Source organism: Zobellia barbeyronii, assembly GCF_018603515.1.
In the GTDB taxonomy this organism is placed as follows: domain Bacteria; phylum Bacteroidota; class Bacteroidia; order Flavobacteriales; family Flavobacteriaceae; genus Zobellia; species Zobellia barbeyronii.
Genome location: NZ_JACATN010000006.1, coordinates 190607 through 216910, shown reverse-complemented (window position 1 = coordinate 216910; position 26304 = coordinate 190607). Strand labels below are relative to the sequence as shown.

Annotated in this window: 20 protein-coding genes; 12 read left to right on the top strand and 8 right to left on the bottom strand. The window is 35.9% G+C overall.

The features are described from left to right. Positions 1 to 271: 271 nt before the first annotated feature. The 3 genes from pfkA (at position 272) to HW347_RS18335 (ending at position 3215) form a co-directional block, all read left to right on the top strand. Entirely contained in the window at positions 272 to 1258 is a 987-nt protein-coding gene (gene pfkA / locus HW347_RS18345; protein ID WP_155596870.1) for a 6-phosphofructokinase, read from the top strand. Positions 1259 to 1279: 21 nt separating this feature from the next. After that, a complete protein-coding gene (gap, locus tag HW347_RS18340; RefSeq protein ID WP_155596869.1) occupies positions 1280 to 2281 on the top strand; it encodes a type I glyceraldehyde-3-phosphate dehydrogenase in 1002 nt (333 codons plus the stop codon). An 82-nt stretch (positions 2282 to 2363) separates the two neighbouring features. Beyond that, positions 2364 to 3215: an N-acetylglucosamine kinase gene (locus tag HW347_RS18335; protein WP_214613194.1), complete on the top strand. Its 852-nt coding sequence runs from the start codon at positions 2364 to 2366 to the stop codon at positions 3213 to 3215. A 66-nt stretch (positions 3216 to 3281) separates the two neighbouring features. Here HW347_RS18335 and HW347_RS18330 read toward each other — a convergent pair whose 3' ends face one another. Next, positions 3282 to 3662: a RidA family protein gene (locus tag HW347_RS18330; protein ID WP_214613193.1), complete on the bottom strand. Its 381-nt coding sequence runs from the start codon at positions 3660 to 3662 to the stop codon at positions 3282 to 3284. 97 nt (positions 3663 to 3759) lie between these two features. Continuing rightward, positions 3760 to 6507, bottom strand: coding sequence for a putative LPS assembly protein LptD (locus HW347_RS18325; RefSeq protein WP_214613192.1), 2748 nt, complete (start codon positions 6505 to 6507; stop codon positions 3760 to 3762). Positions 6508 to 6612: 105 nt separating this feature from the next. On the opposite strand from HW347_RS18325, the gene HW347_RS18320 reads away from it, so the two are divergent. From HW347_RS18320 to HW347_RS18280, 9 genes are all read left to right on the top strand, one after another. After that, positions 6613 to 7965, top strand: a complete 1353-nt coding sequence (locus tag HW347_RS18320) for an N-acetylmuramoyl-L-alanine amidase family protein (protein WP_225901978.1) — start codon at positions 6613 to 6615, stop codon at positions 7963 to 7965. Positions 7966 to 8065: 100 nt separating this feature from the next. Beyond that, positions 8066 to 9037, top strand: coding sequence for an MlaD family protein (locus HW347_RS18315; protein WP_214613191.1), 972 nt, complete (start codon positions 8066 to 8068; stop codon positions 9035 to 9037). Beyond that, entirely contained in the window at positions 9038 to 10363 is a 1326-nt protein-coding gene (locus HW347_RS18310) for a (Fe-S)-binding protein (protein ID WP_214613190.1), read from the top strand. A 52-nt stretch (positions 10364 to 10415) separates the two neighbouring features. Continuing rightward, positions 10416 to 11207: a (Fe-S)-binding protein gene (locus HW347_RS18305; protein WP_214613189.1), complete on the top strand. Its 792-nt coding sequence runs from the start codon at positions 10416 to 10418 to the stop codon at positions 11205 to 11207. 38 nt (positions 11208 to 11245) lie between these two features. After that, positions 11246 to 11728 (top strand): ABC transporter ATPase, encoded by a 483-nt coding sequence (locus tag HW347_RS18300; protein WP_214613188.1) that lies wholly within the window; start codon positions 11246 to 11248, stop codon positions 11726 to 11728. A gap of 105 nt (positions 11729 to 11833) precedes the next feature. Then, the gene (locus tag HW347_RS18295; protein ID WP_214613187.1) at positions 11834 to 14746 is read left to right on the top strand and encodes a glycoside hydrolase family 3 N-terminal domain-containing protein; all 2913 of its coding nucleotides are present in this window, start codon (positions 11834 to 11836) and stop codon (positions 14744 to 14746) included. A 143-nt stretch (positions 14747 to 14889) separates the two neighbouring features. Next, entirely contained in the window at positions 14890 to 16035 is a 1146-nt protein-coding gene (gene bshA, locus HW347_RS18290; RefSeq protein ID WP_214613186.1) for an N-acetyl-alpha-D-glucosaminyl L-malate synthase BshA, read from the top strand. Between the two features lies 1 nt (position 16036). After that, a complete protein-coding gene (locus tag HW347_RS18285) occupies positions 16037 to 16480 on the top strand; it encodes a hypothetical protein (RefSeq protein WP_214613185.1) in 444 nt (147 codons plus the stop codon). A gap of 121 nt (positions 16481 to 16601) precedes the next feature. Next, a complete protein-coding gene (locus tag HW347_RS18280; protein ID WP_225901977.1) occupies positions 16602 to 17780 on the top strand; it encodes an OmpA family protein in 1179 nt (392 codons plus the stop codon). A gap of 5 nt (positions 17781 to 17785) precedes the next feature. Here HW347_RS18280 and HW347_RS18275 read toward each other — a convergent pair whose 3' ends face one another. From HW347_RS18275 to HW347_RS18250, 6 genes are all read right to left on the bottom strand, one after another. After that, positions 17786 to 19837 carry an HAD hydrolase-like protein gene (locus tag HW347_RS18275; RefSeq protein WP_214613184.1) on the bottom strand — a complete coding sequence of 684 codons (2052 nt, stop codon included), beginning with the start codon at positions 19835 to 19837 and terminating at the stop codon, positions 17786 to 17788. A 313-nt stretch (positions 19838 to 20150) separates the two neighbouring features. Next, on the bottom strand, positions 20151 to 21332 hold the full coding sequence (locus HW347_RS18270; RefSeq protein WP_214613183.1) for a GNAT family N-acetyltransferase: 1182 nt from the start codon (positions 21330 to 21332) through the stop codon (positions 20151 to 20153). A gap of 43 nt (positions 21333 to 21375) precedes the next feature. Continuing rightward, entirely contained in the window at positions 21376 to 22350 is a 975-nt protein-coding gene (locus HW347_RS18265; protein ID WP_214613182.1) for a hypothetical protein, read from the bottom strand. Between the two features lie 5 nt (positions 22351 to 22355). Then, positions 22356 to 23810, bottom strand: a complete 1455-nt coding sequence (locus tag HW347_RS18260; protein WP_214613181.1) for an MBOAT family O-acyltransferase — start codon at positions 23808 to 23810, stop codon at positions 22356 to 22358. Positions 23811 to 23871: 61 nt separating this feature from the next. Further along, positions 23872 to 25119 carry a GNAT family N-acetyltransferase gene (locus HW347_RS18255; RefSeq protein WP_214613180.1) on the bottom strand — a complete coding sequence of 416 codons (1248 nt, stop codon included), beginning with the start codon at positions 25117 to 25119 and terminating at the stop codon, positions 23872 to 23874. A 12-nt stretch (positions 25120 to 25131) separates the two neighbouring features. Continuing rightward, positions 25132 to 26181, bottom strand: coding sequence for a GNAT family N-acetyltransferase (locus HW347_RS18250; RefSeq protein WP_214613179.1), 1050 nt, complete (start codon positions 26179 to 26181; stop codon positions 25132 to 25134). Between the last annotated feature and the right edge of the window lie 123 nt (positions 26182 to 26304).

Here is a 26304-nt window from a genome sequence, read left to right as displayed (position 1 = left end):
CCAGTTATAGCAATTCTTCTTTGAAATGGCACCTTCAGATAGGCTGACGAACCATCTAAAAAGACTCAGAAATTGACTGAAAAAGCACTATTTTTCATTAAATACTCATTTTATGATATTCTTAATTTTTAGGGTATGTAATGGTAAATTTGTTATAATTAAATGTAATTACTAAGAAAATGTGTACTAAGTTATCATCATGTTAATTTAGACGCATAACACAGTTGGAATTCAAATAAGTTTGTTAGTTTTGCGACTTAGTTTTTTTTCAATGGCTTCAGAAATAAAGAAAATAGGTGTTTTAACCTCTGGCGGAGATTCCCCCGGCATGAATGCAGCAATACGCTCCGTGGTTAGAACTTGCGCCTACATGAAAGTAGATTGTGTAGGTATCTACAGAGGATACCAAGGCATGATTGAAGGGGATTTTAAGCCAATGGATGCAAGAAGTGTTAACAACATAATTAATAAGGGTGGTACGATTCTTAAATCTGCCCGTTGTGATGACTTTAGAACTCCAGAAGGTAGAAAGAAGGCCTATGAGCAATTGCAAGCAGAAGGTATTGATGCATTTGTTGTAATAGGGGGCGACGGTAGTTTTACCGGTGCCATGATGTTTAATCAAGAATATCACTTTCCAATAATAGGTATTCCAGGTACAATTGATAACGATATATTTGGTACATCTAATACGGTAGGCTTTGATACGGCCATGAATACGGTAGTAGAAGTAATAGATAAGATTAGAGATACGGCCAGTTCCCATAATCGACTTTTCTTCGTAGAAGTTATGGGTAGAGATGTAGGTCATATTGCTTTGAACGTTGGTGTTGGTGCAGGTGCAGAAGAAATTCTGATTCCAGAGGCCAATCGGGGTCTTGAGCGTTTGCTTGAGTCTCTTAAACGCAGTAAAAAGTCAGGAAAATCTTCCAGTATCGTGGTTGTTGCAGAAGGTGATAAGATAGGAAAGAGTGTCTTTGAACTTAAGGAATATGTAGAAGAACATTTACCTATATATGATGTAAGGGTGTCCGTACTTGGTCACATGCAGCGTGGTGGTGCTCCATCTTGTTATGACAGGGTGTTGGCCAGTAGAATGGGGGTAAAAGCAGTAGAAAGCTTATTGGAGGGCCAGACCAATTTTATGGTAGGTATTCAGAATAACAAAATTATATTAACTCCTATCAGTAAGGCTATAAAGGGTCATACAAAAATAGATAAGGAGCTTATTAGAGTTTCAGAAATAATGACAACATAATTTAATTCAAAACAAAAGAGCATGTCAGATTTAAAAATAGGAATTAACGGATTCGGTCGTATCGGAAGATTAGTCTTCAGAGAAACTGTAAGAAGAGAAGGTGTAGATGTTGTAGCAATCAACGATTTGTTGGATGTTGAGCACTTGGCTTACCTTTTAAAGTATGATTCCGTACATGGAAAATTTGAAGGTACTGTTGATGTAAAAGATGGTCACTTGATCGTTAACGGTAAAACAGTAAGAATTACAGCAGAACGTGATCCTAAAAGTATTAAGTGGGATGCAGTTGGCGCTGAAATAGTTGCTGAATGTACTGGTATTTTCACAACTTTGGAAATGGCACAATACCATATAGATGGTGGTGCTAAAAAAGTTGTTATATCTGCTCCATCTAAAGATGCACCAATGTTTGTAATGGGTGTTAACCATAAAGATGTGAAAGCTTCTAACACTATCGTTTCTAACGCATCTTGTACTACTAACTGTTTAGCTCCAATGGCTAAGGTATTGAACGATAACTTTGGTATTGAAGAGGCATTGATGACTACAGTTCACGCCACTACTGCAACGCAAATGACAGTTGATGGTCCTTCTAGAAAAGACTGGAGAGGTGGTAGAAGTGCAATGTTAAACATTATACCTGCATCTACTGGTGCAGCTAAAGCGGTAACTAAAGTAATTCCTGCATTAGAAGGAAAACTTACAGGTATGGCTTTTAGAGTACCAACTGCAGATGTTTCTGTAGTAGATTTAACTGTTCGTCTTGAAAAAGAAACTTCTTACGAAGAAATCAAAAAAGCGTTCAAAGCGGCTTCTGAAGGCGAGTTGAAAGGTATTTTAGGTTATACTGAAGAGGCTCTTGTTTCTCAAGATTTCGTAAGTGATAAACGTACAAGTATTTTTGATGCCGGTGCTGGTATTGAATTGAACTCTAAGTTCTTTAAATTAATTTGCTGGTATGATAACGAAGCTGGTTTTTCTAACAAAATGGTAGATTTAGCTCAGCACGTTGCTAGTTTGTAATTTTTTTAAATATTACTAATTGTAATCCTGAGAGTGGGCAAAATTTTGCTTATTTTCAGGATTATTTTTTTAAACGAACATTATGATTTTAATTGTAGATAGTGGTGCCACCAAATCAGATTGGATTGCCTTGGATGAAAAGGGAGACCAGTTGTTTATGACCCAAACCTTAGGTTTGAGTCCTGAAGTATTAACAAGAGAGGTAATTGAAGATAGGTTAGCCAATAACTTTGAGCTTTCAAAAAATAGAGAAAAGGTTTCTAGATTGCATTTTTATGGTGCTGGATGCGGTACTGAACGCATGAAAAACTTTTTGAGAGAAATCTTCAAAGATTTTTTTCCAAACGCAAAAGCAGATGTAAAAGAAGATACGTACGCAGCTATTTTCTCAACTACACAAATTGGTTCTCAAGGTATTGTATGTATTTTGGGTACAGGTTCTAATTGTAGTTATTATGATGGCCACCAGTTGTTCCAGAAAGTAACCTCTTTGGGTTATATTCCTATGGATGATGGTAGTGGTAACTTCTTTGGTAGAAAGTTGATTAGAGATTACTATTTTCATAAAATGCCTCAAGACTTGGGTATCAAGTTCAATAAGGAGTATGATTTGGATGCCGATGTCATAAAAGAGAATTTATACAAGCAGCCTAATCCAAATACCTACCTAGCTACTTTTGCTCGCTTTTTAGTGGAAAATAAGGACCACCCGTATTGTAAAGGAGTAATAGATAAAGGTTTTCAACAGTTTGTAAATAATTACATCATGCAGTTTGAGTTGGCTACCAAGGTGCCAATTAACTTTGTGGGAAGTATTGCTCATTACCTTCGTGAGGAGCTAATTGCCGTGCTACAGCGTAATGATTTAATTGTTGGAGTTATAAGACAACGCCCTATAGAGGGTTTGATGGAGTTTCACAAGAAGACCATCTAAGTTTTACTTCTTTATCATATTATATTAGCAGGCCTTGATGAGAATCAGGGCCTGCTTTTTTGTTTGTTAACGTACAGCAATCATTGAAATCTCTACATTTACGAATTTTGGCAAATTGGCAACTTCTACGGTTTCTCTAGCGGGAGCTGTTTCACTGTTGAAATATGAGCCATAAACTTCATTTACTTGAGAGAACTGGTTCATATCGTTCAAGAAAATATTACTTTTTACCACGTGCTCAAAAGTCATATCTGCTGCTGTAAGTATGGCTTTTAAGTTTTCCATAGATTGGCGCGTCTCTTTAGATATATCACCTTCAATAAGGTTGCCTGTAGAAGGGTCAATAGGTATCTGACCGGAAATATATAAAGTATCTCCACTTAAAATAGCTTGATTATAAGGACCTATTGGAGCGGGTGCGTTTGGGGTGTTAATTATTTTTTTCATGATTTTATAGTTTTGATGTTAATATAGTAGAATGGTAAAACTGAAATCTGTCTTATGTTACAGCAAATTTCTTTAAGAATATGAACTGGTTAGCTCTTTAGTTTTGACTTCGGTTTTCCCACTTCAAATCACTTAGGATGGAACTTTTTATACCGATAAAATAATACCACCTGGAGTATTGTCCAAAAGGTGTCCAGTTAAAGTTCATTCTAAAACTTTTTAAATCCCTTTCAAAACGTAACTGTGTAAGAGTGAATCCTTTGTTCTTGAAGTCATAGCCACTAGAACCTCCCACTTTCCAACGAGGAGACAGTTCTATATCACCGGAAAACATCAAAGAATGACTGCTGAATTCGTTCTGACGGGCCGAGTTAAAATAACTGGCAGAGTAAGCTAGCCTAAAATTCCACGGAATCTTAGTAGCGTAACGCGGGTTTTCGAGATCCCCTTCTTTTTCTTTATCGTCATCTCCACTTCGGCGGTCATCAAAATTGTCAGATCTACCAAAAAGGTCATCATCTCTACCGCCACTTTGTGCTACATAATCGTAAGCACCAGCCTCATCTTCTTTCTCTTTATCTCTGTCGTCTTTTTTTCTTCCAAAAGTTTCGCTATCTATAGAATAGCCAATGTTAATATTGGCTTGCGTTAGTCTAAATAGACTTCCTCCATTGTCAATATTAAACTTTTCTATTCTACTACCATTGTTGTCAATAGCATATGGGTCTAAACCTGCTGAAAAGTTGATGGACATTTTATTGTCTAAGATATTGGTACCTCCGTTAATTCTAAGTGGACTCAGTTTTAATGAATCCGATTCAAAATTATACCCTGTTGATATATTGAAGTTACTAAGAATAGGAACCTTTTTTGCCTCCGTAGCAGTAGAGTCCTTATCTGTAACCTTGGCCTCCAAAGTGTTTGCTAAAGAGAAGCTAAGACTATTACTCTTGCCTAAACTAGGTGCTCCGTTCAATGTACCTTCAAAACGACTATATTGTATAACTTCACCGGAATCATTGTTCAGATATTCATCATAGAACTGGTCAAAGGAAGGGGAGTAGCCGTAACTTAAAGACGGTCTCATGACGTGCCGTATAGCTTGAATTTTTTTATCTTCTCCAAAGTTGAAAGTACCATAAACAGTAGTTCCAATACTGGCACTCATGTTATATTTATTGTATCGGTCAAAACCTGTAATCGTATCTCGTACTACGGAACCTATAGCCCCGTCATCGCCTAATTCGTAACGCTGCGTATAAGTTTCCAAAGCCCATACATCCTCGTAGCTACCACCCATAGTAACGCTAAAGAATTTAGCTACTTTAAAGTTTGTGCTAATAGGAATTCTATGTTTGGCTCCCACTAGTGCATTATCGAACATAGCCGCCGTTGCAAAATCTTCATCGTTGGTTGTTAAGGAGTTACGAGCATTAACATCATATTGAAAATTAATGTTCTGAATCACACCCTTTTTTATACCGTCTTTTTTAGCAAATGGAAATATACGTTCCATACTAGCCTGAAAAGTAGGTAGCGTCATCTGTATGTTGTCTATAGTAGGGTCTTCTCGTGCCGCAGGACTCGTATTCTGAGAGTGACTGGCTGTAAGACTCATATTAACTGAGGGATACGCAGGAAAAGTCTTTGAGTAGGATATGGATGAGGATAAGTTGTTGTTTTGCGTAAGTGGTAAGTTTACCTGGTTCAATGAGTTCTGGTAATAAGAGCTACTCCCTAGGTTTACCGATGCCGAGAATTGCGAATTGGGACTTGCCTTTGTATCCTGAGAGTGTGAAACTTGAATATTCCAGACCTTGCTGTTACTGTAATCATCAAACCCTTTTTGACTGGTTACCAGGTTCTCATATCTAAAGTTTACATTACCACGATAACGATAACGTTTGGTGTAGACACTTTGTGTTCTAAAACCATAGCTCCCGTTGGTATAGAAATCTCCTGTAAGCGTAATATCAGCATAATCCGATAAGGGTACGTAATACCCACCGTTTTGTAAAAAATATCCTCTATCTGGGTCATTACCAAAAGTAGGCATCATGACACCAGCGGACCGTCCTACGGTTAATGGAAAATAAGCAAAAGGTAGAGCAATGGGTGTTGGAACATCTGCAATGTAAAGGTTACTGAATCCGGCAATTACTTTCTTTTTAGGAACGAACTTCGCTTTTCTGATTCGAATATAATAATCCGGGTTTATGGTGTCCGAGGAGGTTGTTAGTTTTCCTTCGTGTAAAAAGTATACGGAGTCATTCTCTTTTTTTGTGATTTCGGCATATACCTTCATGGCATCACTACCTAATTGCCCTAAACCAGCTTGTTGTTCAGTTCTGGAATTCCAAATAAGTGCTTTTTGGCTATCAAAATTAAAACGAATACTATCAGGGCGTATCTCATTATCTCCCTGTTTAAAATAAGGTAATTGAGTATAATTGCCCAAAGAATCTTTAATTCTACCGGCATAAACCTCATTTTTAATATAATCCATTATAATAATACCGGCCTTTAATTCGGTATCTTGGTAGTATATTTCGGCTTCGTTGTAGAGGTATATTTTTTGGTCTTTTTGACTAAGACGCACGTGATCTTTAGCCTTGTATTTGATTTTGTCAAGGAGAAGAGGCTCCTTTCCGCTTTTCGTTTTTAAGGTTGTGGAATCTCCCGCAATACTGTCTTTTTTTGCGGGGTCGGGGAAAAGTGGCGCAATAATTGTATCCTTTTCTGCTTTAATAGGTAGAGGTATTAAACCGTCTTCTTGAGCAAGTGAGGAGAATGTGCCAACTAATAGCAATACCAGTAAAAGAAAAAAATGTTTATTTGATTGCAAGGCTATATATCCTATTTTTGTAACCGTTTGGCTTTGTTTTCGGAGTTCAAACTTACATATATTTTTCGTTCCCCATACAGGGTGTTACCATAAATTTAACCATTAATGAAGGCTTACAAATACAGTGTGAACATGCGCGTACGACGGTTTCTTTTATTTCCTATTGTTTTTTTAACCCTAATTTTATCTTCTTTCCACAATAATAATACCGAAGATACCGATGACGACAAGTTTATTGTTGTCCTAGATGCAGGGCATGGTGGCCATGATCCAGGTAATATGGGAAATGGCTATTTAGAGAAGAAAATTGCCCTGAACATTGTTCTGAAAGCAGGAGCGATTCTTGAGAAAAATCCTGATATTAAAGTTATTTATACCCGTAACGATGATACGTTTGTTGATTTGTATGAGCGTGGTCAGATAGCTAACAAGGCTAATGCAGACCTTTTTGTTTCGGTCCATTGTGATTCTCATACATCAAATGCGCACGGTGCGGGAACATTTGTTTTAGGGCTTCACGCTAACAAGCAGAACTTTGAAATCGCAAAGAAAGAGAACTCTGTGATCTATTTAGAGGATGATTACAAGGCAAAGTATGCTGGTTATGACATCAATTCTCCGGAGTCAGTTATTGGGCTTACTATAATGCAAGAAGAGTTTTTGGATCAGAGTATCGCCTTGGCAAAAGCTATTCAAGATAATTTTTCAAATAAATTAAAGCGTACCGATAGAAAGGTAAAGCAGGCGGGATTTATAGTTTTGCACCAAACTATTATGCCTAGTGTATTGGTAGAGACAGGTTTTTTAACCAATAAAGAAGAAGGTGCTTATTTAAATTCGAAAAAAGGCCAAAATGATATGGCGACTTCTATCGCGGATGCTATTCTTACCTATAAAAAGAACGTAAGGGCCAATGTAGCAGATTATACCATAAATACTATTCCTGATGCTCCGGAGCCAGAAGTAGTTAAGAAGCAAGAGGTAGCCCCTAAAAAGGAAGCTATAGCGCCAAAGAAAAAAGTAGTTGCTAAGAAAATAAAGGATGAGCCAATAGTTGCTAAAACTACAGAGATACCTGTGGAAGCAAAAAAGAAAGCGGCAACACAGATAATAGAAGAAGCTAAAGAAAGTAAAAAACCAGTTGTTTCCAAAAAAGAAGAACCGAAAAGAAGGGATGAAGCTACTGCTCGTAGGGAAGCTAAGTCAAATGTGGTTTATAAAGTTCAAATTATGGCCAGTGCTAAAAACATTCCATTACGAACTTCTTCTTTTAATGGATTGACTAGTGTGGAAAAAGAGCCTTTTAAAGGGTTGTACAGGTATGTGTATGGCAGCGCAAGTACAGTAGAGGAAGCGAAAATATTAAAATCCAAAGCAGATTCAAGGGGATATACCACATCGTACATCGTAGCCTATAGAGATGGTAAACGAATACCCTTTAAAGATAGTCTTAAGTAGGTTTAGTATCAATAAGTAAGTACCTTCCATATTTTATTTCTAATTTTGTTAGAGACCTATGTGTTAAACGAAGTCTCTTATTAACCCAAAATCGATCCTTTTGAAACTATCCAGGGAAATAAAAACAGGAATCATTGTAATAGGTGGTATACTGTTGTTCATTTTAGGCTTTAGCTATTTAAAATCATCGCCATTATTTGAAGATGGAAAAACTGTATATGCTGTATATCAAGAAGTTGGAGGTCTTCAAGTAGGTACTCCGGTAACCATAAACGGTTTTGTTGTAGGTAATGTTACAGATGTAAAATTTAAAGACCACAGTGGTAGTCTTTTGGTTTCACTTTTTATAAAAAGTGATTTCAATTTCTCCAAGCATAGTACTGCAGAACTATATGATACAGGTATTATTGGGGGTAAGGGCATACAGGTAAAACCCGTTTTTGATGGTACGCCAATGGCAGTATCTGGTGATACTTTACCTAGTAATATTCAGTTGGGACTTACCCAATTGGTACAAAAACAACTTACGCCATTGCAGAGAAAAGTGGAAGGCGCTGTTACCAATGCAGATAGTTTGCTTATGAATGTAAACGAGGTTTTGGATGATAGAGCTAAAAATGATTTAAGGCAAACACTTAGCGGACTTAATAGTACAGTAGCCAGTTTTCAGAAAAGTGCCGATGTTCTAAATAGAATATTAAGTAGTAATGAGAGTAGATTAAATCAATCTTTAGATAATTTTCAAGAGTTGACATCCAATTTCGCCAAGCTATCAGATTCATTAAATAATGCTGGTCTAGGCCGTACACTGGCAAATTTAGAATCTACCATGGGCAATTTGAATACATTAATGGCTAATATTGAAAACGGAAACGGAACACTTGGTAAACTTGTGAAAGATGAAGAGCTATATGACAATCTTAATAACGCCTCTAGAGAGTTAGATCTCTTGTTGCAAGATTTTCGTTTGAATCCTAAACGTTATGTAAATGTATCTGTTTTTGGTAAAAAACAGACGGAATACGAACTTCCCGAAGAAGACCCAGCCAATCCTCAACAACCAGAACAATAGATGGAATACCTCTCAAATATTTTATTTGTAATCGTACTAATAGCCGGAATAGGCTTTTTTGCGCGAAATGTAAAACGTCTGTCTAGGAACATAAAACTAGGTAAAGATGTAGATGTCTCTGATAATACAAGTCAGCGATGGAAGAACATGGCAAAAATTGCCTTAGGCCAAAGTAAAATGGTCGTGCGTCCTATTGCCGGTTTTCTACATATTATTGTATATGTTGGTTTTATCATTATAAATATTGAAGTAGTAGAAATTATTTTAGACGGTATTCTAGGAACGCACCGTCTTTTTGCTCCATTAGGAGTTGTTTACGATGCATTGATAGGTTCTTTTGAAATATTGGCAATATTGGTCATTGTTGCGGTAACCATTTTTTGGATACGTAGAAATGTCATTCGTATTAAAAGGTTTATGAAACCTGAAATGGCAGGATGGCCAAAAGAAGATGGAAATCTTATTCTGTATATAGAATTGGTATTGATGACTCTGTTTTTAACCATGAACGGAGCTGATTATCAACTACAGCAAATGGGAGCTGCCCATTATACAGAAGCAGGCTCGTTTCCTGTAAGTCAGTATATAGCGCCGCTTTTTGAAGGGATGTCAATAAGTTCATTAATTCTTGTTGAAAGAACTGCATGGTGGATACATATTATTGGTATTCTTTGCTTTTTAAATTACCTCTACTATTCTAAACATTTGCATATTCTTTTAGCTTTTCCTAATACGTATTATGGAAAACTGGTTCCTAAAGGACAGTTTAAAAATTCAGATGCAGTAACGGCAGAAGTGAAATTAATGATGGACCCTTCAGCGGATCCTTTTGCAGCTCCTGCAGAAGATGCGGAAGAGCCTGCTAAATTTGGTGCTTCTGATGTTACGGATTTGAGTTGGGTACAACTTTTAAATTCATATACCTGTACAGAGTGTGGTCGTTGTACGGACGAATGTCCTGCAAACCAAACTGGAAAAAAATTGTCTCCTAGGAAAATCATGATGGATACTAGGGATAGACTTACGGAAGTAGGTAAAAATATAGACGCCAATAACGGGACATTTGTTGATGATGGCAAGCAATTGTTGGATGGCTACATATCTCCTGAAGAATTATGGGCATGTACTACTTGTAATGCATGTGTTGAAGCTTGTCCGGTAAGTATTGATCCACTTTCCATAATTATGGATATGCGTCAATATTTAGTAATGGAGCAGTCTGCTGCGCCTACGGATTTGAATAACATGATGGGTAATATAGAGAACAATGGTGCTCCATGGCCTTTCAATCAAATGGACCGCCTAAATTGGGCCAAAGAAGAGTAAGTAGGCTTTTATGGTTACTTAAATTAATTTATTAGAACTTGAATTTTTTATAATGGCGAACGAATTAAAGGTTCCAACAATGGCAGAACTTTTTGCCGCAGGCCAAAAGCCAGAAGTATTATTTTGGGTAGGCTGCGCAGGAAGTTTTGACGATAGGGCAAAGAAAATAACCAAAGCATTTGTTCAATTGCTGAACAGGGCAAACGTATCTTTTGCCGTTTTGGGAACCGAAGAAAGTTGTACTGGAGACCCTGCAAAAAGGTCTGGGAACGAATTTCTTTTTCAAATGCAGGCAGCTACCAATATAGAGGTAATGAATGCCTACGGAATAAATAAAATTGTAACGGCTTGTCCGCATTGTTTTAATACCATAAAAAATGAATATCCTGGTTTAGGAGGTCATTATGAGGTAGTTCATCATACGCAATTTTTGAAAACGCTTTTTGATGATAAAAGAATTACGTTAGAAGGTGGTCAATTCAAAGGTAAACGTATCACGTATCATGACCCTTGTTACTTAGGAAGAGCAAACAACGTTTATGAAGCTCCACGGGAGTTAATTCGTAAACTGGATGCCGAGCTTATCGAAATGAAAAGCTGTAAGGAAAAGGGATTATGTTGTGGTGCTGGTGGAGCTCAAATGTTCAAAGAGCCAGAAAAAGGCGATAAGGACATAAATATTGAACGTACCGAACAGGCAATGGAAACCCAGCCGGAAATTATTGCAGCGGGATGCCCATTTTGTAATACGATGATGACGGACGGTGTTAAGAATAAAGAAAAAGAAGGGGCAATTGCTGTAATGGATATAGCCGAACTTATTGCATCGGCAGGAGATCTGTAATACCCTGATTTAAGAACCCCAAATTAGAACACTAAAAGATGCTAGTAGAATTTAATACTTTACCGGATGCTTCACGTATTTGGATCTATCAAGGTAGTCGTAGCTTTACGGATACAGAACTAGAGGAAATACAGAAAGAATTTGATGAATTCATAACCGAGTGGACTGCCCATGGGAGTCAGTTAAAAGCTGGATATGAAATAAAATATAGACGATTTATTATTGTGGCTTTGGACCAAAGTGCTACCGCGGCATCTGGTTGTTCAATAGACGCTTCTGTACATTTTATTCAGCATTTAGAAAAAAAGTATAATGTTGAGTTATTGGATAAGATGAATGTTTCCTATAAGCAGGGCGAACATGTAGCTTATAAATCTTTGATAGATTTTAAAAAGATGGCTAAGCAGAAAGCAGTATCAAAAAATACTATTGTTTTCAACAACTTGGTTACTAATAAATTGGAGTACCAAGAGCACTGGGAAGTACCTGCTTCGGAGAGCTGGCATTCTCGTTTTTTGTAAAACGAAAATCTATTTCCTTTTCTGAGGTATTGATTTTATTATATATATCGGATGAAATGCAATATTCCATTTAGTTTTTAGTTATTGCCATAGATCAATTTAGTAATGCGGGTTTTTCCAATTTTTTCCTTACTTTTTTTTGTATTTCTGAGTGCAAGTGCCCAGCAACATCCTTTGGTTACCAAAGATAGTTTGAGCCAAAGCAAATGGGTTGATGCACGTTATGATGAAATGACTTTGGAGCAGAAGTTAGGCCAACTGTTTATGGTTATGGTTGCTTCTGATCAAGCAAAATCCAGTACGGATAAAGTAAAGGCACTTATTAAAGAAGAGCAAATAGGAGGCGTCATTTTTTCTACAGGCGGCCCAGTAAGACAAGCAAAATTAACGAACGAGTTTCAGTCGGTTTCAAAAATACCACTTATGATTGGTATGGATGCGGAGTGGGGTCTTGCCATGCGGTTAGATTCTACCTATGCTTTTCCATGGAATATGACTCTTGGCGCAATAACGGATAATACAATTGTACACAAAGTAGGTAAACGTATTGGTGAACATGCCAAGCGGTTGGGAGTGCACATTAATTTTGCTCCCGATGTGGATATCAATACAAATCCTCAAAACCCGATTATAGGTAATCGTTCTTTTGGTGAAGACCGAGAAAACGTTGCCGAAAAGGGTATTGCTTTTATGAAAGGTATGGAAAGTGTAGGTGTACTTTCTAGCGGGAAACATTTTCCGGGTCACGGCGATACCGCTACAGACTCACATAAAGCACTACCAATTATCAATTTTACAAAAGAACGTTTGGACAGTGTAGAACTATATCCGTTCAGAAGATTGATAGATGCAGGGTTAAGTAGTGTTATGGTCGCCCACTTAGAGGTTCCAGCATTAGAGTTGAAAAAAGAACTTCCTTCTTCGCTATCCGAGCAAATTATTTCTGGATTGCTAAAAGAACAAATGTGCTTTGAAGGACTCGTGTTTACGGATGCCCTTAATATGAAAGGAGTTACTAACCATGGAAAAGATGGTGATGCTGAAGTGGCTGCGTTTATGGCTGGTAATGATATTTTGTTGATGCCAACGGAAGTAAAAAAGGCGAAAGAAAAGTTAACAAAAGCATACGATAAGGGTAAGATTTCCGAAGAAAGATTGGCTAGTTCCGTTAAGAAGATTTTAATGGCTAAATACAAGGTTGGACTAAATAGCTATAAGCCTATAGCGTTAGAAAACCTGTATGAGGACCTTAACTCAAGAACCGATGACCTGATTTACGAAGAGGCTATTGAAAATGCTTTGACAGTCGTGAAGAATAATTTCTACCTGATGGGTGTTAAGCGGTTGGAAAATAAGAAAATAGCCTACGTAAAGTTTGGTGATGCAGATAGTGACCCGTTTATAGAAGAGCTGAACAAGTATGCAACGGTGACGCAAGTGAACGGCAGTGATATCGCCACGTTAAAAAATAAACTTAAAGATTATAACTTGGTGATTATAGGTCATCATAAGAGCAATGAAAGTCCTTGGAAAGCGTATAAGTTTTCAAAGAAGGAATTACAATGGTTACAGGAAATAGCCGATGAGCGAACGTCTAACGTTATCCTTTCTGTATTTGCCAAGCCGTATACACTTTTAGATGTGTCTTCTTTCAAAAGTATAGATGGAGTAGTGGTAGCATATCAAAATAGTGAATTAGCGCAGCGTAAGGCAGCTCAGCTGATTTTCGGCGCTATTCCGGCAGAGGGTAAGCTTCCTGTTACTGCACATAAAGATTTTCCGGTAAATACTCAGATTAAGTTAAAATCATTACTCAGGTTGGGGTATAGTTTCCCTGAAAGAGTTGGTTTTGATGCGGCTAAACTGGCAGAAGTAGACACTTTGGTTCAACATGGGCTAGATTCTCTTATGTTTCCGGGAGCCCAAGTTTTAATTGCTAGAAGAGGAAAGGTCATTTACAATAAAGGTTTTGGAAAACCCACATATGACTCTAAGGACAGTATTACTCCAGATAATATTTATGATTTGGCATCCATTACCAAAATATTAGGGACCCTTCCTATGATTATGAAAATGGAGGAAGAAGGAGATATTAAGCTAAACAATACGTTTCAAGAATTGATTCCCGCATATGCGGACACCGAATTAAAGAACGTTACCGTGCTTAAAGCATTATCACACTACGGAAGGCTACCAGCATGGATTGCTTTTTATGTAGATACCTTAGATAAGGATAGGAAGCCATCAAAAGAATTCTATAGAACAGAACCTACGGATGGTTTTTCTTATAAAGTAACGGACAAACTTTATTTAGCAGATGCTTACAACGATTCAATATATAATAGAATTGGTCGTCAAGATTTAAAATCTAACCGATATAGGTATAGTGATGTTGGCTATTATGTAATGAAAAAATACATAGAAAAGGTAGGCAAGAAACGCGTTGATGAGCAAGTAGATAAATTTCTTTACCAACCAATAGGTGCGTCAAGTACCAGTTATAATCCACTTGAAAAATTCCCTAAGAATAGAATTGTTCCTTCTGAGGAAGATAAATATTACCGTTACGAGACCGTTCAGGGTTATGTTCATGATATGGGCGCAGCTATGCAAGGTGGTGTTGGTGGTCATGCCGGACTTTTTAGTAATGCAGGAGATGTTGCTAAGATTATGCAAATGTACTTGCAAAACGGCTTCTATGGAGGTACACGATTTTTAGATACACGAACTGTTAAAAAATTCAATACCTGTTACTTTTGCGATAAAAATGTAAGGCGTGGTGTTGGTTTTGATAAACCACAGTTAAAAGATAGTGGTCCTACTTGCGGATGTGTTTCACGAAAAAGTTTTGGACATAGTGGTTTTACAGGAACCTATACTTGGGCTGATCCTGAAGAAGAAATTGTCTATGTATTTTTAAGCAATAGAACTTACCCTTCCTCTTCAAATACCCTTTTGATTAAATCAGGTTTACGAACCCGAATTCAACAGGTGATTTACGATGCTATCGTAAATTAAATTAATCCTTTTCTATTTTCTATCAGTCTAAATTATAGAGAATTAAATAGTAGTAATCAATCTATTTTGAATATCTAAGACCTGTCTTGAAATTAAAAAGGACTTTTACCGACTTACTTTATAGATTTAGCTAAATTTGATTAATGAAAATAGCAATAGTTTGTTACCCTACGTTTGGGGGCAGCGGTGTAGTAGCCACAGAACTTGGTATAGCCCTGGCCAATAGAGGTCATGAAGTGCATTTTGTAACTTATAAACAGCCTGTTCGTTTAGAGCTGTTGGGTAACAAAATTTACTTTCATGAGGTTCATGTACCTGAGTATCCATTGTTCAAGTATCAGCCCTATGAGTTGGCGTTGTCCAGTAAATTGGTAGATACTATTAAGTTACATAAAATAGATTTACTTCACGTTCATTATGCTATACCTCATGCGTATGCAGGGTACATGGCAAAAAAGATGCTAGAAGAAGAAGGAATTTACGTTCCAATGATAACTACATTACACGGAACAGATATTACTTTAGTAGGTAAACACCCTTTTTACAAACCAGCAGTTACCTTTAGCATCAACCAATCTGATGTGGTTACTTCTGTTTCGGAAAATTTGAAACAACATACTCTTGAGATATTCAATATTAAGAAGGAAATAGAAGTTGTTCCTAACTTTATAGATAAATCTAATTATAGTACTTCTTTTACGGATTGCCAGCGTTCTTTGATGGCGGAAGACAATGAAAAGATAGTTACCCATATTAGTAATTTTAGAAAAGTAAAACGTATTCCAGATGTAATTGAAATTTTCAATCGCATACAGAAAGAAATTCCTGCAAAATTGGTGATGGTGGGAGAGGGCCCCGAAAAAGAAAATGCCGAAAGGTTATGCGAAGAGTTAGGAATTTCTGATAGGGTTATATTTTTAGGTAACAGTAATGAAATAGATAGAATTCTATGTTTTTCAGATTTGTTTTTATTGCCTTCGGAATCAGAGAGTTTTGGTTTGGCCGCTTTGGAAGCAATGATTAACAAAGTGCCTGTTATTTCTAGTAATGCTGGTGGAATTCCTGAGGTGAACGAACATGGTATTACCGGTTTTTTAAGTGATGTAGGAGATGTAGATGATATGGCTAAAAATGCCCTTCTTATTTTAAAAGACGATGCTGTTTTAGAGAAATTCAAGAAAAATGCGGTAATATCTGCCGAGCGTTTTGATATTATGAAGGTACTTCCTCTTTATGAAGCACTTTATGAAAAAGCATATAAGGCTAGGTTTGATAAATCTTATATTTAATATGAAATCCATTCTTTTAGTTCTAATATTGCTGTTTTCTTCTTGTAAAGGACAAGAGAAAGCTGTGGGAAATGACGGAGTGGCACAAACCCCAGATCAATTGCAACTCATTGAAAAGGATAATTATAGTGGTTCTGATGAGGAAGAATTTGTGGTCATTAAAGATGTAAAGACGCTGCAGGAATTCTATTCCAAAGTAAATAGAACCCGGAAACCGGGATTACCAGTTCCGCAAATTGACTTTACTAAAGAAATGCTTGTTATCTATTGTGCAGGAAAACGACAAAATTCTTTTGAACCTAGACTTTTTGTAACGAAAGAGTCAGAAAAAGACTTAGTTCTTGGGGTTAAGAATGAAAGTCAAAAAAAGACATCTACATCTATTACTACACCGTTCTCAGTTTATAAATTACCACTTACCCAAAAGAAAATTATCCTAGAATAGTACTGTTAACGATTCTATAAATCTAGCGGACTACCGATTATTGTTACCGTTCAAAGTGTACTTTGGGCTTATTGGTTTGATAGTCATTACTTTGTAGTTAGAACACCCAAATCTAATTGCTATGAAAACCTTTACCCATTATATGGTTCTTTTGCTATGTGTTTCATTCAACCTGTTGCAAGCACAAGAAGAGTTACAACTTACCGAAAAAGACAGCATCGTTAAAAGTTCGTGGATGTTTGGCTTAGGCTATAACATCGTAGATGATTCAGGAGATGTATTTCATGAACTATTTTCATTTGGAAAACAATGGAACACACTTGCGTATCCATCTAGGATAAGTATTGGTCGTTATTTTAAAAGCGGTATTGGTGTAGAGGCTATTGGTAGTTATAATAAGTATAAGGTTGGAAAATTTATAGATGGAAGAACCAATCTTGAAGAAACGGACTATTATGGTTTAGACGCAAGGTTAACATATGACTTGAATAAACTTATAGGTGAGACTGGTTGGTTTGATCCCTATATAGGTGTTGGAGCAGGCTATACAGAAGCTAATAACGAATCACGTGCCACATACAATGCAGTAGTGGGGTTTAGAACTTGGTTTTCAGATAGGATTGGGCTTGATTTTAGCTCTTCTGGAAAATGGGCGGCTAATAATGATAATGCAACTAACCATTTACAACATGCCGCAGGTGTTGTATATCAATTTGGTATAGAAAAAGGGTTATCAAAAAAGGGAGAGGCAAAGTTAGCTCTGATTGAAGAAATGGCTGAGAAGCGTCAAAAAGAGCAAGACTCTATTGCTTCTGTACAAAGAGAAAAGGAGCAAGCTGCTTTGGCTGCGCGTTTAGCTAAAGAAAGAGAAGAAGCTAGTTTAGCTGCAGCAGAGAAGGCTAAGGTGGATGCGGAGAAAAAACGCGAGTTAAATATTAAAAGAGAAATAGATGCATTAGGATTGGCTTATTTTGACTTAAACTCTTCTTATTTGAATACAAAGTCCAAAAAGGTGCTAGATGGTTTAGCGTTGGTTTTACAAAAACATATTGAATTAGAACTAAAAATTAGTTCGTACACAGATTCAAGAGGGACTTCTAAGTACAATAATTGGTTGTCTGAACGCAGGGTTAACCGTACCAAGGAGTATCTTGTTAAAAAAGGAGTTGATGTTAGTCGTCTGCAAACAGAGGCCTATGGTGAAACACATTTACTAAATGAATGTGATGACAATACTTATTGTGAAGAAGAGAAGCATCAGGAAAACAGACGTTCGGAATTTCTAATCACCAAATTTTAAGATATCTAGGAGATTAAGCCCTTTTTCAGCCATTTTCGTTTAGCCCAAAAATTGAGTTTAATATAGTAGTATGTTAAGTTTACTGGCCAAGAAAGCCAATAGTAGCCCCTATAGAATAAGAAGGGTTTTATCTTTACTAAATAGCGAAAAACTTTCTCTGGAGATTTTACAAAGGTTTTTATAAGACCAACTTTAGAGACGCTTATATGATTAGGGTTGTATTCAAGTCCAACCTTATTTTCGCCAACATTTTGGTAAAATCCTTTTGTAATTTCTTTTATGAATTTAAGCTTCTTTCTAGTCGTGAATATGCCTGTTCTTAGTGCCATATCCGTTAAGTATTCTTGTGTTACTTCTTGAGTATAGTCAATAGCACGCAGTTGAGTGAACAGATTTTTGAATTCTAAAAACATATATTCTTGAGTAGAACCAATAAACTTATCATAAACCATTTTCTCGTTAGGTTCGTGATATTCAACCGTTGCGGACTCACCTTCTTCTGCAAACTTGTAAGATAATGTACTGCCATGTGGAGCTGCTAGCAATTGCTCGTAAAGCTGCCCATTGGCCATAAGAATGTCATCAGAAAAATCGTGGTTAGGATATATTGAAAAGTTGAGGCCATATCTTTTGGTATCCTTTTCTATATTATAGATTTCCTTAAGTCCTAAATAATAACCAGTAACAGGTGTTTTCTTTTTGAAAAACTTATAAATACTCTCTTGCATAGTGCCGCCCCAGCCTACGTCTACCAATGCAAGACCCTCTTCTTTGTAATTAGCTCCAAAAGAGTCTAGGTATCTCATGAAAGCACCCTTCTGCGTCTCTCGGTTCTTAGCGTATGCATCTTGAAAAGCTATGTTATTTCTAAGATGTTCCATTGCAGGTGACTTAAAAAAGTCTGGAATAGTTTCATCTTTAAGAAATGGAATATCATTTATAATTCCATTCTTTGTTGAATCTGAAAAAGGGAACCAGTCTAGGAAATGTTGTAAAGACATATCACCAAACTTTTTCAACAACTTTTCAAAGCCCTCTTTAGGTAAAGGACGTAATGCCAGTTGGGTAGCAGATTGCCGCGAGGCTTTTAAATAGTGTGTATTTATTTTTTCCTCACCTTGAAACAAGTTCATTTCCTGATAAGAATCAAACAATTGCTTTAAAAAATGCCCTTCTCTAGCCAAAAAGAAAAGATCTTTATTTCCGTTTCTCTTAGCATTGATATACAACCTTTCTGTGAAAAAATAAAAGTGTATTATATATTCACTAAACTGATGCTCACTTTCAAAACACCTTTCTTTGATGGTATGGCACACCTTTTTAAAATCGTTTTTATCAGACCCAAATAGATTTCTCTTATTTCTAAATTTATGAGAAAAATGTTTTAAGTGATAGGACTCTATTCCATACTTGGAAGCATTAATATCATCACTTTTTTTATTGTCTCCAATCATCAATACAGATTTAGGGTCTGTATTTGTTTTATCTAGGACATATGGGTATAAACCACCCTTGGCTTTACTTTCTCCTACGGTACTTGAAATGAAAACATCATCAAAGAGATGCTCCATTTTATGGTGCTCTAAAATTTTTATAATAACTTTTTTAGAAAGGTAAAAGTCCGATAGTAAGTAGATTAGATATCCTTTTTCTTTGTAATAAGATAGAATATCAATTAATTCCTCATTCTTGAACTGAACGGAGATTTCAGCAATATAATCGGCTTTCTCAAAGAGTGTTTTAAATTTGGCAAAAGGAACGTTATTAAGATTTCCGGTATTAACCAATCTATTATATACCTCTCTTATAACATCTTTATACTTTACTTCTAAAGTAGATTTATTCTGCTTTTTTCCTAAATAGGCTAAAGACTCATTCCTAATGGTAAAAAGTTTCTCAGAAGAGAAGCTCATTCCAAGTTCTCTAACCATAAATTTACCCCACAAACGTATGGCGTAATTAGGGTGTACATTGCGGTGAACTAAGGTGTCAAAAAAATCTGTAAAAAGAATTTTTCGATTAGGAAACCGCGCAATTCTGCGCTTTAGGTCTATCAATGGGACTAATTAGGTAAAATTTTTAAAAAAAATCTTTTAATTAAGAAGTCTAACGAATAAATAGAAGAAAAATGATTGGTGAACGGTGATAAATTGAAAGAATAATATCTTCTTTCAATTCAGCGAACCATAATTTCATATTCAATTTCAGGGACTTGTTTTTTGACTGGGCCACGATGTTCTCTTTACGGGGTTTAACTGCGAATATATACGACGAAGCGTAGTGCTCGGACGTTTTTTAAGAAAATATTAAGAAAATATTCGATGAAGCGCAAAACCAAGTCAAAAAAGGTAGTTTTTTCGCTGTTTTATTTTATAAAGTTGACATATTCGAAGTATTAGAAAGCACTGCTTTACTCTTTTTTCCTATAACTAAGTAGGATTTAGGTTGGTCCAAAATTGAATAAACAGTAATCTCTGACTGTTTTTCATCACTTTCATAAAGAAAATCATAAATAGTTCGCCTTAGAAAATCGAATTTCTCATTCTTGTAATCTATGGTTTCAATATTTTCAATTTCTGTTTCGTAGGGAATGCTCTTGTGCTTAACGGCAGATGAATCTTCAGTCACTTTTTTAGAACGATTATTTTTGGCCATAAATTCATGATATTTCTCAATCAGTCCTTTTTCCCTTACGTATTGTTTCATCACTTTAGCTAAATAATATGATTTGGCTTTTAGCCGTCCGCTAAGAGAACTCTTTTTGAAAAATATATGATAGTTGTAATCGTAAACTGTATTACACCAGCGTCTTTTCCAGTAGAAGTCTCCTTTGGAAAAGGTAATGAGTTTAATTTGATTGGCGATACACCATTCTATTTGTTTCATTAAATCTGTATAACCAGTATTAAATTTAGAATAGTCTATATCATAGGTGCGTATATATTGAAATATCACATCTTTCATGTGAAAGTTAAGACAGATGTCAATGGGCATTTCCCCATTGTAGATAATGTAGAATGAAGCTTTTTTATCAAGAATCATTTGATAGACATTAGCTCTATAAAAATTCTGTGTAGCTAGATTTATATTGTCTTTTATTCCTTTTTCTAGTGAACGTAGCTCTAATAAACGGTAGAATTCGTCCATTATAAAATCATACTCCGGTTTATCTATTGCACCAAAATACATTTCATAGCGTATGTTAAAACACTGCTCTAGCTTTTTCTGCTCGCGCCGTAGTTTATAACGGCTAGATTTTCCGAACCGTTCATTTAGATAATCACTTAAAGAGGGTACGTTTTCAAAATTTATAAGAAAACCAGGATATTGAATTATGGTCTGGCACGCTATACTTTTTGGAAGCTCGTTTGTAGTTATTTTAAAATAATCGGGTACGTCTTTAACAATGAATGCCGATTCTGGAAGTTGAAACTCTTCGTCATTGGTGTTGTTGAAAAGAATATCGCCAGTATATCGGTTTTGTAACCGCCTGTAATGAGTTGGCAGTTGCTCTTTGGTATAGGCGTCGAAAAAGAAATTTGTAGAATTCATATCAGTGGCGAAAATCAACTTTGGTTAAAGTCGAAAATTTTGTTCACCGCTTACTAATTTTTTTGCTTTTTATATAGTTGGCTAACTCCTTGGCGATAATTGTTCTGCCATGGGCGTTCCAATGATGATCATATATTAGAGTTGTAGGTTTTTTAGATTCCTCAAAACTAGATGAAAAGTCTATATACATTATGCCATTTTCACGGCAAAAATCTAAAAAGCGTTCGCTAGTTTTTCTACTGTCAAGAAGTAAGCTGGTTTTAGTTTTATCAAAACCGTAAAGGTTAATTAAGCTTTTAAAATTAGCTATTCGCTTTTGATCTTGCTTCAGTTTTTCTTCCTCACTATCCTTCAATTCGTTTGTTTGATAGCCTTTTTCAGTATCATTAAAAGCTACGCCGCGTTGAGCAAGTTTTTTCAAAGGCTCCACAATCCCTATTTTACTACCGTAAGCCAATAATTTAATGTTGTCCCTTATTTTGAATATGGTAGAAGATAGCATCTTAATACGGCCTGTGTTTGGCTCGTAAACCGCACGACTTAAGTCGTTCTCATAATTAAGGTATAAAACGGTTTGATCTATAAGTTGAAAATCTTGTTCATAGGCATGAACCAAATGCATCTGATTAGCAAAATCATAACCTGCATAGCCATATTCGTATACTTCAATACCTTCTGTCTGGTTTTCAATTTGTTTACCAATGGAGTTAGAGAAATTTTGGTGAAAGCCTTCAATGAAAGAATCTCCCACTAACGCCATTTCAAATTTATCTGCGGAAGGGGTAAACTCCCTAAATGAATTAAAACCAGCTTTGTTAATGTGAAATTTTGAGTAATTCTGATTTCTATTACCTGTAACAGCATATCCATCATGGTTGGGTACCCGTTTTTCTACTCCATATTCATCAATAAATCTTGGAGGATCTTCTGTATAGAGGTGAAACACCCTAACAATCACTTCTAATAAAAGAAGGATTAGGACAATATATAATACTGATTTTAGAATAAATTTTTTCATCCTAATTAAAATTGAAAATAAATAAATGAACGGTTTACGCCATCGTCATAGAACAATAATATACTCATAATAACGAGCGTATATAATAGAATCCGGACTATTGGAGAGCTAAATTTAAATGGATTTCGCTCATCTCTTCTAATTAAATATTCATAAACGATAAAAAGGGCTACCAGTAAATAAAAGTCGAACATTCTATACCCCATGGGGTGCATATAAGGTTCGTAATAAAACTTATTTCCTATTTGCCTAATGAAATCAAAGGAATAGGATAAGGAAGGAGACCTAAAAAATATTCTTGAAAAGGTTACCAGAGAGAACGTCAAAAGTACCTGAAAAATTTCGGTAATACTCGGAAGCCATGTGCGCTCCGCAAGTACATTATCGGCGTAGACCCTATTTCTTCCCATCAAAAACACAGGAATATAGAGAAGGGCGTGAATCCCTCCCCAGAAAACAAAAGTCCAGTTTGCTCCATGCCATAGCCCGCTGACTAGGAAAATAGCAGCAATGTTCCTTAATGATTTTAATTTGCTCACCCTTGAACCACCCATAGGAATATATAGGTAGTGCCTGAACCAGGTGCTGAGCGATATATGCCATCTTTGCCAATACTCGGCAATATTTCTTGAGAAGTTGGGAAACTTAAAGTTAGACATCAGCTCTACCCCAAAGAGCTTGGCTGTACCTATTGCAATATCTGTGTAACCGCTAAAATCTCCGTATACTTGAAAGCTAAAGAGCGATACACCTAAAATTAAGGTAGAGGCGGAGTAATCTGTATAATTTGTAAAAATATCATCTACGATAGGAGCAAGGGAATCTGCTATAACTAGTTTTTTGAAAAAGCCCCAAAGAATTAACTTTAGACCACTTGTGGCTTGTTCGTATTTGAATATACGGCGCGTATTAATTTGATTCAATAAGTTGGAAGCCCTCTCAATAGGTCCTGCAACCAGCTGTGGAAAGAAAGCTACGAATGCCGCAAATGAAACAAAACTGGTGGTAGGTTTAAGTTTTTTGTAATAAATGTCAAACGAATATGACATGGTCTGAAATGTGTAGAACGAGATTCCTACGGGAAGAATGATGCGGAGGGTCCAAACACTTTTCATGTTGTAACCTAACGCATTTACAGAATCAATAAATGAATCAATAAAAAAGTTGAAATATTTAAAGAAACCTAGGAGCCCTAGGTTGAAAGCCACACTTACCCATAGCCAATATTTAGCTTTCTGTTTGTTATCTTGATTTTTAAAAATTTGCTGACCAACCAAAAAATCTAAGACGGTACTGAAAAAGATAAGGATAAGAAAACGCCAGTCCCACCAGCCATAGAAGACATAACTGGCAACTATAACCAATAGATTTTGAATCTTCAGGCTTTTTTTGAAAACGAACCAATACAGTACGAATACTACCGGAAGAAAAATTAAAAAGTCAAGCGAATTGAATAGCACTGTTATCTAATTTTAGTTGAAATTATTCTTTTAATATTAAGCTAGACACTTTAAAGCAAAACTACGTTTTAGAAATCTTTACTTTTTTGGTTTTGCCTATAAAATAGTATTGATTAGAAGCATCTGTAAAAGCTTTGAGGTTTATAGAACATTCATCGTTCAGGTATAAGAACTCAAATGCTAGGGTTTTTATTTTATGGTTTTCAGATAAGTTTAAGTCTATTTCTGTAAGTCCACTTGGGATGGGGTCAGAAGAGATATCATCAAACTTAAATTGTGTTTCAGGTGTCTTAACTTCAGTTTTACGATTCTTAAGTTTATAAGTAAACCGATGTAGTCTTTCGTTTACGTTTTTATCTCGCAATTTTTGTTTAAAATCAAAAAAAGACTTTAAACCAAAGGCCAATGTTTTAGATGTAAAGGAGGCTGAATCATATAAAATATGATATTCAAAATCATAGGTTTTATTGGACCATCTTGTCTTATAATCAAAGTAGCCTTTAGAAAAATCAAAGACTTCTATTTTTTGCGACAAGCAATATTCAATTAGCTTCATAATGGTAACCGAGCCCAAATGAAATTTAGCGTAATCAATATCAAAAACAGTAATAGCATCAAAAAGAACGGAGTCTGAATGGTAGCTAAGGGTAACGCCAATGGGCTTTTTCCCGTCATAGATAACAAATAACGAAGCTTTGTTTTCTAGAATTAATGGATAGGCAACGTCATAATAGAATTGCCATTCTTCTGGATCAAGATTATTATTGGTTATTTGTTTATCATCAAAGCGCTTGGTAAGTAACTCTTTAAATGAGTCAAAAATAGTGTCATATTCCTCTTTGGTAATGTCTCCATAGTACATTTTGTAAGAAACGTCAAAACAGGCTTCAAATCGTTTTTTGTACTTGTTGAGTTTATATCTGCTGCTCTTACTGAAAGTAGAGAGCATATACTCGTTAAAGTTACTGTATTGTCCTAGCTCAACAGAAAAACCAGGGTATTGCTTGGATTGATACAGTTTTAATGCAGAATCAGAAGGTATGAGCGGTTTAATGTTAAAATAAGCAGGTACATCATAAATAAGGAAAACCTTGTTCTTATAGTCGTCTGAGTACTGCTCAGAACCTAAACTATAATCCATGCCTTTGGTTAAGGTTTTTCCTGAGTTGACAAATAGCGGTAAGCTTGTAGGTCTGCAAAAACCGGTGTTTTTTAGGAAATTAAACTTAATGGGCTTCTTACCATGATCAAAATGTTTAGACCATATAGAAGTGTAGGTATCCGATAGAAATGGGTTATTTTGTATCAAAAGAAATTAAGCTTAATGTGATTTGGGTATTTGACGATACGCTGGAAAAAAATCGCTTTCGCTATCATTGGTGCTATCAGAAAGGAACTCTTTTTTCTTTTCGGTAAGGTCTTTATATACCTTAGAATTTACAATGTACTTCCAAAATTTAGCGGGCCTGTGATTTTTTGAGAACGTAGATTTAAAGGCGAATAGTGAATCATTTTTAACACCCTTTCCTCCACCTAGGTTAAAATACTTGTAACCTTCTTCGGTTGCATTAATACGCATCGTATCAATAATTAACTTAATGGCATTAAGATTTAAATACTCTTCTTTATAGCCAGACAAATGGTATTGTACAATGTCATCCATTTTTATGAACATGGCACCACCTATAACTTCATCGGTTTCATCTATAACACACAACAAAAGCTCTGTCTTAAAGAATGAACTCAGCATAAATTGATAAAAGTAACGATCGTTGAAAAAGTAACTTTCGTCTGCATCTACCCTGCGCATATTTTCGTAATAGATATCGATAAAAGTGCGAATGTCCTCTTCTGAAGTACCTTTTCTAACCGAACAGACTTTTCTAGACTTGTTAATGTAGGTCTTTAAACGACTGCTATACTGTTGTCGTTGTAAATCAATAGGCAAGGTGAGGTCAATGTAGACCACTTCGCCAGGACTGGAAATCTCACCAATATTTGCAAGAATTTCTTCTTGGTGGTCAATATATGGGTGAAGTCTAGAAAAAACGGAAACTATTTTCTGTTCCAAAAACAGTTTTTTTAGTTCGCTTTTAAACTTAGTATTTTCAAAATTGAGACTTTTAGTGCTGCATAAAGGGCCGGCATAACCATAAACTGAAGTAACATCCTTATAACTTGTTCCCTCAATATCCCTTAACATTAGAGGTAAAATAATACTTGAACCTTCTTCTTCGTAATGTATAAGTATAGGGGTTTCATCTTCTCCTTTAGAGAGATAGTGGTAGTGGTAGGTGTGGTAAAAGTCACAGTGTTCAACAGTTTTTATAATGTTGTTCCACTCACTTCTTTCCGTTAAGATTTCAATCATTTATGTTGATTAAAAATCCGAAGAGACAATAAAGCCTGCTTCAGTGGTTCGGTTTTGATTTGATTTGATTTAAAAAAACGGATTATATCCGTAATAAAAACTTCTAGATGTAATAGTTAACAA